Annotated in this window: 10 protein-coding genes; 3 read left to right on the top strand and 7 right to left on the bottom strand. The window is 62.9% G+C overall.

The window, feature by feature from the left end; all coding sequences use genetic code 11:
- Positions 1–269: 269 nt before the first annotated feature.
- Genes BUB53_RS20360 through BUB53_RS20390 form a run of 7 tightly spaced genes read right to left on the bottom strand, consistent with a single transcriptional unit; the run spans position 270 to position 5,851 of the window.
- A complete protein-coding gene (locus BUB53_RS20360; RefSeq protein ID WP_073037616.1) occupies positions 270–2,294 on the bottom strand; it encodes a VWA domain-containing protein in 2,025 nt (674 codons plus the stop codon).
- The gene (locus BUB53_RS20365; protein WP_073037619.1) at positions 2,291–3,262 is read right to left on the bottom strand and encodes a hypothetical protein; all 972 of its coding nucleotides are present in this window, start codon (positions 3,260–3,262) and stop codon (positions 2,291–2,293) included. Before BUB53_RS20365 ends, BUB53_RS20360 begins: the two co-directional genes overlap by 4 nt.
- Positions 3,263–3,288: 26 nt before the next feature.
- Entirely contained in the window at positions 3,289–3,813 is a 525-nt protein-coding gene (locus BUB53_RS20370; RefSeq protein WP_073037621.1) for a TMEM70/TMEM186/TMEM223 family protein, read from the bottom strand.
- Positions 3,810–4,337: a hypothetical protein gene (locus BUB53_RS20375; RefSeq protein WP_073037623.1), complete on the bottom strand. Its 528-nt coding sequence runs from the start codon at positions 4,335–4,337 to the stop codon at positions 3,810–3,812. The genes BUB53_RS20370 and BUB53_RS20375 overlap by 4 nt, the downstream gene beginning before the upstream one ends.
- Positions 4,334–4,813 carry a hypothetical protein gene (locus tag BUB53_RS20380; RefSeq protein ID WP_073037626.1) on the bottom strand — a complete coding sequence of 160 codons (480 nt, stop codon included), beginning with the start codon at positions 4,811–4,813 and terminating at the stop codon, positions 4,334–4,336. The genes BUB53_RS20375 and BUB53_RS20380 overlap by 4 nt, the downstream gene beginning before the upstream one ends.
- An 8-nt stretch (positions 4,814–4,821) precedes the next feature.
- Positions 4,822–5,370: a hypothetical protein gene (locus tag BUB53_RS20385; protein WP_073037628.1), complete on the bottom strand. Its 549-nt coding sequence runs from the start codon at positions 5,368–5,370 to the stop codon at positions 4,822–4,824.
- Between the two features lies 1 nt (position 5,371).
- Positions 5,372–5,851, bottom strand: a complete 480-nt coding sequence (locus BUB53_RS20390; protein WP_073037631.1) for a hypothetical protein — start codon at positions 5,849–5,851, stop codon at positions 5,372–5,374.
- Between the two features lie 135 nt (positions 5,852–5,986).
- Between BUB53_RS20390 and BUB53_RS20395 the strand changes: the two genes are divergently transcribed.
- The 3 genes from BUB53_RS20395 to BUB53_RS20405 are packed head-to-tail and all read left to right on the top strand — an operon-like array spanning position 5,987 to position 8,765.
- Positions 5,987–6,469 carry a putative pterin-binding protein gene (locus BUB53_RS20395; RefSeq protein ID WP_084729382.1) on the top strand — a complete coding sequence of 161 codons (483 nt, stop codon included), beginning with the start codon at positions 5,987–5,989 and terminating at the stop codon, positions 6,467–6,469.
- A complete protein-coding gene (locus BUB53_RS20400; protein WP_073037633.1) occupies positions 6,466–7,803 on the top strand; it encodes a sensor histidine kinase in 1,338 nt (445 codons plus the stop codon). Before BUB53_RS20395 ends, BUB53_RS20400 begins: the two co-directional genes overlap by 4 nt.
- Positions 7,800–8,765, top strand: coding sequence for a response regulator (locus BUB53_RS20405; protein WP_073037635.1), 966 nt, complete (start codon positions 7,800–7,802; stop codon positions 8,763–8,765). Before BUB53_RS20400 ends, BUB53_RS20405 begins: the two co-directional genes overlap by 4 nt.
- The last annotated feature ends 311 nt before the right edge of the window (positions 8,766–9,076 follow it).

A 9,076-nucleotide genomic window follows, 5' to 3' on the forward strand; every position in this document is an offset into this window, starting at 1 on the left:
GCGCCGGGTCAGTCGCTGCGGCCGATACGTATTCCAGCGCCCAAAAGCAGAGGCTTGTGGCCGCGAGCGAGATAGAAAAGTGTGAAGCACTGAAATCGGATTGCGCCGCCCAGACCGACAATTCAATCTCTTCTCCTGCAATCGCCCCGATGTCGCTCCCCCTGGTGCTGCAACCACGACAGGTGCGGCAAGAGCCAGAAAGCTGAATGCTGCAATGGCCGATCCAAGCATGGTCACAGGGTCTCCCGTTCTTCTGACGCTGTGCTATGTCATTCTACGATCGTGATAATTGCGCGTCCGAGAACGTTCCGACTCTGAAGGTCGAGGAAACGCACCTCGTATTGGCCCGGCTCGATCGGAAGCTTGAATTCCGCTTTGTTTTCGTCGCCCACCCGATGGGCGGAAATCCAGGTAAAATCGGGCGCGTCAGCCCGAGCCAACGCCACGCGCTGGTCAGTATCATCGGCTTCGACCGTCCAGGAAACCGTGATGATTTCGCCCGGCTTCGCAGTGGCGGGCACCACCAGTCCCGCACCGTTGTCCATCGGCGCATCCGCCGCCAGCACTTCGATCGGCCGGCGCGCCATGACCCGGTCGCCACGCTCCAGATGGTAGCGGATCTCATAAGCCCCTGGCTCCGTCGGGGCGGTGAACGTGGTGCGTTCGGCGATGCCGACACGGCGATAGCCGCTTTGTTCGCCGTCGGGCGTGCCGATTGGAACGATGGAGATGTAGTCGCGCGGATGGATGGCCCCGGTCCAGGATATGGCGACGTCGGCCTCTGCACGCACCCTGTCGGGCCCACCGATCGATACTTCTCCTTCGCTCACCTCGACCGGCGCCCTCGCCAGCACGCGACCGCCCCTGTCGAGTTGCAGGCGCACCTCGTAAAGTCCGGGTTCGGCTGGCGCACGCAATTCACCGTCACGATTATCCCCGATCCGGTCGTAGTCGGTATAGGCACCGTCCTCAGCTCCAAGCGGAACGATTGTGATGTAATCGCGCGGGTGGAGCCCCTCGGCCTGCCAGGTGACGGGGAAGGCTGAGCCGACGACGACCTGCTCCGGGGCAGATACGGTGACCTCGGCATCGAGCACCTCGATGGAGGTGCGGGCGAGAACCCGATCGCCGGAGTCGCGTTGCAGGCGGACCTCGTAGAGGCCCGGCTCGGTCGGCGCGCGCAAATGACCCTCGGCTTGATCCTCGAGCCGGTCATAATCGCCATAGGCCCCGTCCTCGGCCACGGCGGGAACGATGGTGACATAGTCACGCGGATGGAGGTCCTCGCCTTCCCAAGTCACGCTGAACGCGGACCCAACGACGGCCTGCGCCGGAGCGAATACCTGCGCGGTGGGCACGAGGTGCGGAAAGATCGCATGGACATTGCGCGCGCTGTCCGACGCCAGACGGATTTCGGTCTGCGAAAGGTCGTCCTGCGCCATCGAATGGACCGTCACGATATAGTCGCCGAACGGCAAATCCGCGGTCAAGGGATTCGCGGTGCCCGTCCGCACCATGTTGAACCCAGTGTCCGAGATTTCCCAAATCACCTCGCCAGCCAGAAGGGGGAGGTCCGGCGCCGTTGACAGTCGGTCCCAGACGGGAGCGTCGCCGATCTCTGCGCCGCCGAGACTGGCGGAGAAGGTGAAGATTCCCGAGGCCGGCGCGGCGGTGACTTCGCGCAGGGCTTCAGTCAGTTCCCGGGCATTGTCGGCGGTCAGAAATCTACCGCCGGTCTCTTCGGCGATACACTGCATCTGCATCAGCGCCTCGGCCTCGCCGCGGACATCGAAGCCGATCACATGGGCGGTGAAATCCACGCCAGCCGCCTCCAGCGCGCGCGCGGCGGCGCAGGGATCGGGGTTGCAGGTCTCGATCCCGTCGGAAACCAGGATTACCGTCGCCGCCTGTTCGGTATGGCGCAGCGCCTGGCCGGCGGCGATGACGGCATCGGTCATCGGGGTCATTCCACGCGGGTTCAGTTCATGGACGATGCGGGTGATCTCATTGGCGGTGCCCGGCACCGGTGCGACAACCGTCTCGATATCCGTGCATTGTCCACGTTCGCGATGTCCATAGGTAACGAAACCGAGGTTCTGGTCGGCGGGGAAATCCGACAGAATATCGGCCACCACCTCGCGGGCGATGGTGATCTTGTTCACTCCGTCGATCTGGCCCCACATCGACCCCGATGCATCCAGCACGAGGATCGTGTTCGGGCGCTCCTGGGCGAGCGTCGGCGCCGCGAGGGAGAACGTCAGGGCGGCAAGCCCGGCAGTTACGAGAGATTTCATACGGCTTCTCCATTGTGCGTGGTTCCGAAGCGGGCGCCCGCGCGCTCTTTCAACTTGCGGAAATGCGAGGACATCCGATCCAGCCGCGCCTCCCATTCCGGGTCGGGTCGCTGACCGTCCGTCGTCCTGAAATAGACTTGCATCAGGCAGGCGACGGCGAAGGGTTCCAGGAAGGCGGCCTTGACGCTCCAGGCAAGCAGCAGTGCAAAGACGAAACCGCCCGCCGACCAGGCGCCGGGCACCGCATGGACCAGCGCCGCCGCCGGGACAAGCATCACGAGGAAGACCAGCAAGGCCAGACCATAGGTAATCAACGTCAGCCAGGCGGCGTTGCGCAGCATCACCTTCCAGTTCTGACCGTAGAGCACCAGCGCTTCCTGCGCCGATCCCCAGGCATCCGTCGAACGGGTGCGGATCGCATGGGCGAGGATCACCTCGTCGATGAAACCCACCGCCATGCGAAGAAAGGCCTGCACGACGCCCATCAACTGCCGGACATAGGGAATCGGCAGGATGGACAGGATGCCACGCACCAGCCCTGTGACGGCACGGATCACGCCCTTGACCAGCTGGTCCAGCCCAAAGAGCAATGACGCCTGACCGAACCGTTCCTTCACCACGGTCGTGGCATGGGTGATCTGGCCGCGCCCCTGCGGCAAGGCTTTGCCGTCGATCAGTTCAACCAGCACCGCAACGTGGCCCGCCTTGACGATGTAAAGGATATATTCGCGCAGCCAATACATCACCGCGCCGGTCAGCCCGAAGCCCGCGATGCCGCCCCAGGCCATCGAGGCCGCGCGAAAATCGTCGTCCCCGAAGGCACCGACACCCCAACCGATCCCGACGCCGGTGCCGGTCGCAAGGATATAGGCCAGCGTGATCCCGAAATAGACCGCTGCCCGCAAGAGTACGAAAGGCAGCGTCCGCATCATCAGTCTGAGTGCTTGTCCGATATTGAAATCCCACACGGTTCCGGTTTCCTTTCGGGTGTAGATCAGCTTGAGAGGCGATGGGTGGGGGCGCTCGTCTCGTCCCCGGAATGGTGCCTCAGCCAGGCATTGATGCGATTGGCGATCTGCCCAGGCCCGTCGCCCGATACGCCCCAGCGCGACAGCGCGACCCGTGTCGCCGGGCGTGTGTTGCGAAAGACCAGCATCACCTTCGATGTCGTGCGGCTCTCTTGCGAGGTATGGCTGCGGTCCAGTTCGGCACTGTCGAGCACTTCCAGCGGATAGTCCCACTGGCGCATGCCGAGGCGCGATGTCCGGGTGATGCTGACCAGCCCCGATCCGGCGTCCAGCCTCAGCCGTGTGCGCTCGGACAGGGCGATGTATCCCGCGACGAAGGCCCCATTCAGCCCAATCAGCAGCACCAGTGCGGTCAGGAACTCGCCCCCGATCAGATTGGCCAGCCCGATCAGCGTGACCGGCAGGACAGGCAGCATGACAAACCACAGGATGAAGCGCGGTATCCCCAGCTCCAGTTCCAGAAGATCGGGCGTATTCGTTTCGATGCTCATGACGGGGCTCTCTGTTCGCGGCGAGATAGCCACCCATTGATGAGGCCGGTCAGATGCGCCACCTCGTCAGGGTCCGGCCGGAACATGGGCACGACGATCTCACGCCGCTCCGGTCCCGATCCGCATACCAGGACCAGCCGGGTCTCATCGTTTCCCGCAGCCGTTCCATAATGCGCGACGCTTTCCAGCCTGTGCAGGTCCGAGAGTGCGCATGTCTCTTCATGTCGCCCGCGCAAGGTGGTCACGCGCAGCCGGGCAAACCCCGCATCCCGATCCAGGCGCAATTGTGTCAGTTGCACTGCCTCGTGCAGGTAGAGCCATCCGATCAGGCCCACCATGGCCAGCAGGATGATCCCCGTGCCGGTAGCGCCGTCGGTGATGGCCGCGAGGCCCGACGCGATCGCCACCAGCATCATCACTACGGCAATCGCCGCCCGCCGGATCGGACGGTTTTCGATCTCCAGCACGATGTCGGAGTCTTGCGTCACACGCAGCGGGTCGGCCAGGAACCCGGCGAGTGTCATGACGTAGCACCCAGCGAGGTATCGATCCGCCCCTCGACATTTCGACAATCGTCAGGGGTATCCCGGCGGCACAGAACCGCCGAAAAATCGGTCCGAATCCGGCCTTCGCCCTCAAGCTCCAGAAGGTCGATCTGCATCCGCGGCGGCTCTTCCTCGCTTTCCCGGACCGCGCCTGCCATCGTCCCGCGATCCGGTCGCATGTCGATGGTCAGACCGGCGGGCAGCGTATCGCCCGAGGGCTTATCATGAAAGATCACGCCGATAGAAACGCCGCCGTCACCGAGCGCATGCAGGTCGATCATGGTCAGCGGGCCGATATCGGTGATCTGTACCATCGCCGAGCCGTCATCCTCACGCAGCACCTGCCAATTCAGTTCTTCATCGTTCAGGCTTGCCCTGATCTCGCCAATGGCCTCCAACGCGCCGACCGGGGCCGCGATGCCGAAGGACAGGATAAGTGAGGGAAACAGCTTCATCGCCTATCCTACCGGCTTATCAGCTGCTCGCGGACGCCCCGCGCGGAATTGCGTTTCGTTCCCATCGCCTCATTGGCCGAGAAAAAACTGATGATCCCGTCCGAGCGCCGTGCGCCGGTGCCGAACTGCCATTCGAATTGCGGGGCCGAAGCGATCTGACAATCCTGGACCAGAGCCCATTCGAAGGGCTCCGGGACCATCATATGAAACTGCGGGTCCATCGCCTTGCCATGCACAAAATCATAGCGCAGCGGCTTGTTACCACCTCGAACCGGCACCAGTTCGGTCTGAATGCCGTCCGTACCCAGATATAATCGGTTGCGATTCTGATCATAGATGATCTCGAATGTGCTCTTCTGAACGCCGATTGCCACACTCGCTCCAATAGCGGTTTCGGTCCACCTTCCCGCAATTAACGGACCGATCTGGCGCAGGTCGAAATTGCCCGCGCGGTGGACGTCGGCGCGGCAGATCGGGTTGGGCGGCTCATTGGCCAATGCTGGCGTTGCCGTAGCGATCAGCAGGGCTGCAATTCGGGCAAGGGTGGCTCCAGTCATCTCAGTCAAGCTCTCCAAGCCGGGCGTCGAAGCTGAAAGTGACGGGCCGGGTTTCGGATGCGGGGCCGCCGCTAACCTGCCCGGTGAGCGTGCCCCGCAAGGCAACGATCCCGTCGCCCGGCGCGATTTCGTCCAGCGCCAGCGTCAAGCTGTCCTGATCTCCACTCCAGTTCCGACCCATATCGCGGGCGAAGGTGATAGTAAGCGCTATCTCACCGGGCGTGGGCAGTTCGCCGTTGATCGTCAGACCCAGATTGACCGGCCCCTGATCGCCCTCCATCTGTGCAGCAAGGAAAGAGGCATCGGCGTAGTTGCCGATAATCGTCGCGCCGGACAGCTCGGGGGCAACGGTCAGTTCCAGCGGCTGATCGCCGAAACTGCCGGTAACCAGCCCGCCCGGCTCGTCGGCCAGCGCCGGCAGCGCCAGCAGACAGGCCAGAACGGGTACACTCGTCTTTTGCACGGTCGAAAGAATGGTCAAGAGTGGTTCCTCTTGCTGCTTGATCCCAAGGGTAGCATTCTCCAGGATCGGCTGCCCCGTTCGTTTGAACGGGGAACATGCAGTTTCTTATGCTAAAGTCGCACCAGAACTGAGTTTTCACGTTAGGCTATGGTGATGAACTTGCGGCATCGCATTACTCGAATCGCGCTGATCGCGGCGCTTGTGCTCCCCGCCGTGCCGGTGGCCGCCGAGAGCGTTCTGCTGACCCTGACCGGGGCCGTTACGGATGGCAGGGTGGAACTGACACGCGCAGATTTCGAAGCGATGGACTGGCATGAGTTTGCCACATCGACCAGCGTCACCGATAATCGGCCAGAGTTTCGCGGCGTGCTGATGCGCGACATCCTTACCCGCGCCGGGGCCGAGGGAAGTCATGTGCGCGCCACGGCGTTGAACGATTATGTCATCGACATCCCGGTCGCGGATTTCCACCGTTTCGATGTTCTGGCCGCACTTTACATGGACGGCGTACCCCTGAGCCCGCGTGACAAGGGTCCGGTCTGGATCGTCTATCCGCGCGACGATCACGGCATTCTGGCCGATATCCGGTATGACATGCGATGGGTCTGGCAGCTTGTCGCACTGCATGTGCAATGACCGGCCCGCGAGAGTGGATACGATATCTGGGGCTGGGCGGTCTGGTGCTGATTTGTCTGGGCCTTTCGGGGCTGGCTGCGTGGCAGCTTGTCCAACTGGAACGTCAGATGCGGATCGACGCCACCGAAAACATGATCTGGGTTTTTGGCCAGACGCAGATCGAGGCATTGAACCTTGCGCTGGCGCTTTCGGACGAGGCTGCACCGCAACAGGTTCAGACTCGCTTTGACGTGCTGCTTTCCCGGCTGACGCTGCTGGAAGGCGGGCCGCAACGCCGCTTTCTCGAAGATGCGGGGATTTCCGAAACGCTTGCAGGCTGGCGCAGCGGGCTTCTGGCGCTTGACCCCGCGCAAGGGGCCGATCCGGTCGCACTGCGGGCATATGTTACGGCGCTGGTCGCGGCCCTGCGGGGCAAGGCCAGTCTGGTGATGTCCCACGAATGGCAGATTCAGGCTGCGCGGCTGGACCGTCTGGGGCATCTGCACCGGCTTGCGCTGGCATCGATCCTGGGGGCTGCGGTAGCAGGGATGGGACTGGCGACAATCCTGATAGATCGCGAGAGGCGATTGATGAAGGGGCGGCTGGATCGCCTGCGGGCTGAAAAGCTGGCCGGCGATCTGGAACGCGAACGCGAAACCTCCGAGAACCACCGTCGGTTCGCCGATCTGATTGCCCATCAACTCCGCACGCCGCTGGCTGTGATCGACAGCGCCATGCACCGCCTGACGCGGCGCGGCACCGACCCGGTTCCGCCAGAACTGATCTCGGAAAAGGCGGCCGTCTCGCGCGAGGCGGTTGCCCGGCTTGTGAAGCTGACGGATACTGCGCTGATGATGTCACGGCTGGAACGTGATGCGGTTCTTCCCCACCTGAGTGCTCATGACCTGCGTGATCTGGTGACCTCGGTCATTGACGACCTGGTGGTAACGGCGCAGGATCGCGACCCCTCCCGCATCCGGCAGCAGGCCCAGGCGGCGCCGATGGTCGCGCTCTGCGATCCGGCGCTGACTGGCGAAATCCTGTCCAACCTGCTCTGCAATGCGCTTTTGTATTCCCCGCCAGATAGCCGCGTCGATGTCGGGGTTTCGCAAACACGGACTCACATCGTCTGTCGGGTCAAGGACCGGGGGAGGGGCATGTCGCCTGAAGAGATCGCGCGTGCCTTTGACAGGTTCCGCCGTGGCAGTGGGCACGAAACCCTGCCCGGTTCCGGGCTGGGGCTGACACTTGCACGCCATCTCGCCCGGATGCAGGGGGGCGAGGTGAGTCTGACGCCACGCGCCGGAGGAGGCCTGACAGCTGCGCTTTACTTGCCGAGGGAGGCCTCTGCATGACCGCACCACTGATCCTGTGTGTCGAGGATGAACCGTCGCTGCGCGACGACATCGCGTTCGAACTGCACGAGGCCGGCTATGCCGTGACCGCTGTCGCAGATGCGCGCGAGGCATTGACCTTTCTGGAAAGCCGGCGCCCCGATCTGATCCTGTGCGATATCCTGATGCCCGGCATGGACGGAAGAGGCTTCATGTCCCATTTGCGTCAGAGCCGGCCTGATCTCGACGACGTGCCCTTCATCTTCCTGACCGCCCTGTCCTCACGCCAGCAGGTCATCGAAGGGCGCATCGCCGGGGCCGACGACTATCTGACCAAACCCATTGATTACGACCTGCTGCGTGCAACCGTTGAATCGCGTCTGAACCGGATGCAGCGGTTGCGCGCAATGCCCGGAGACCGGTCCGGCCTGACCGCACTGGATCGTCTGGCCATCGGAGTGGTGCTGCTCGACGCCAATGGCGGCGTAGTCCATGCCAATCCTCTCGCTCGGCGCCTGTCCGGCGAGGCCGGCATCTTGCTGAGCGGGCGCATCACCACCAGCGGCGAGGATGGCCGGAAACTGTCCGCACTGATCGCCGCGTTGATTTCCGATGAAGGAATGGCGCCAACGGGCTTGCGCCTGGATGCCGGGTGTCATCTCATGATTGTCGGGATGTCGCTGCCGGCGCGCGCGCACCATGACGAGGCAGTCGCCATGCTGATCCTGAGCGGCGCGGATGGCCAGCCTCCTCTGGATAATGCGACCCTTGGCCAGCTGTTCGACCTGACCCCGATGGAAGCCCAAGTCGCTTGTTTGCTAGCCGAAGGATTGCGCCGCAACCAGATTGCGGACCGGTTGGCGATCTCCGGCACGACCGTCGCATTTCATCTGCGAAACATCTTCGCCAAGACCGGTGTGCAAAGGCAGGCGGAACTGGTGGCGCTGGTTCTGTCGGTGCCACTGGCACGACCCGTGATCTGAGCACGGCAGGACAAAGGGTGCGTGTGACGTGGAGATCACTCATTTCCCGGGGTCATGCGCCCTTGGGCACACCCTGGCGACGAAGATGATGCACCCAATGTGAACCGGCGTGCAAAATTGGCCCACTTGGGAGGGTTATGAGCGAGTAAAATTGACCCACCTGTTTTCGCTAACATCCGCGCAAAAGTGCGGAGGAAAGAGCAGGTGTTACTGATGGAAAGCCTGTCGAAGATCCGACGATGGGTATTGGTTGAGGAACGCAGCCGCCGGTCTGTTGCGCGGGCAACGGAATTATCGCGGAACACGATCAA

The organism is Roseovarius pacificus, from assembly GCF_900142665.1.
Classification (GTDB): Bacteria; Pseudomonadota; Alphaproteobacteria; order Rhodobacterales; family Rhodobacteraceae; genus Roseovarius; species Roseovarius pacificus.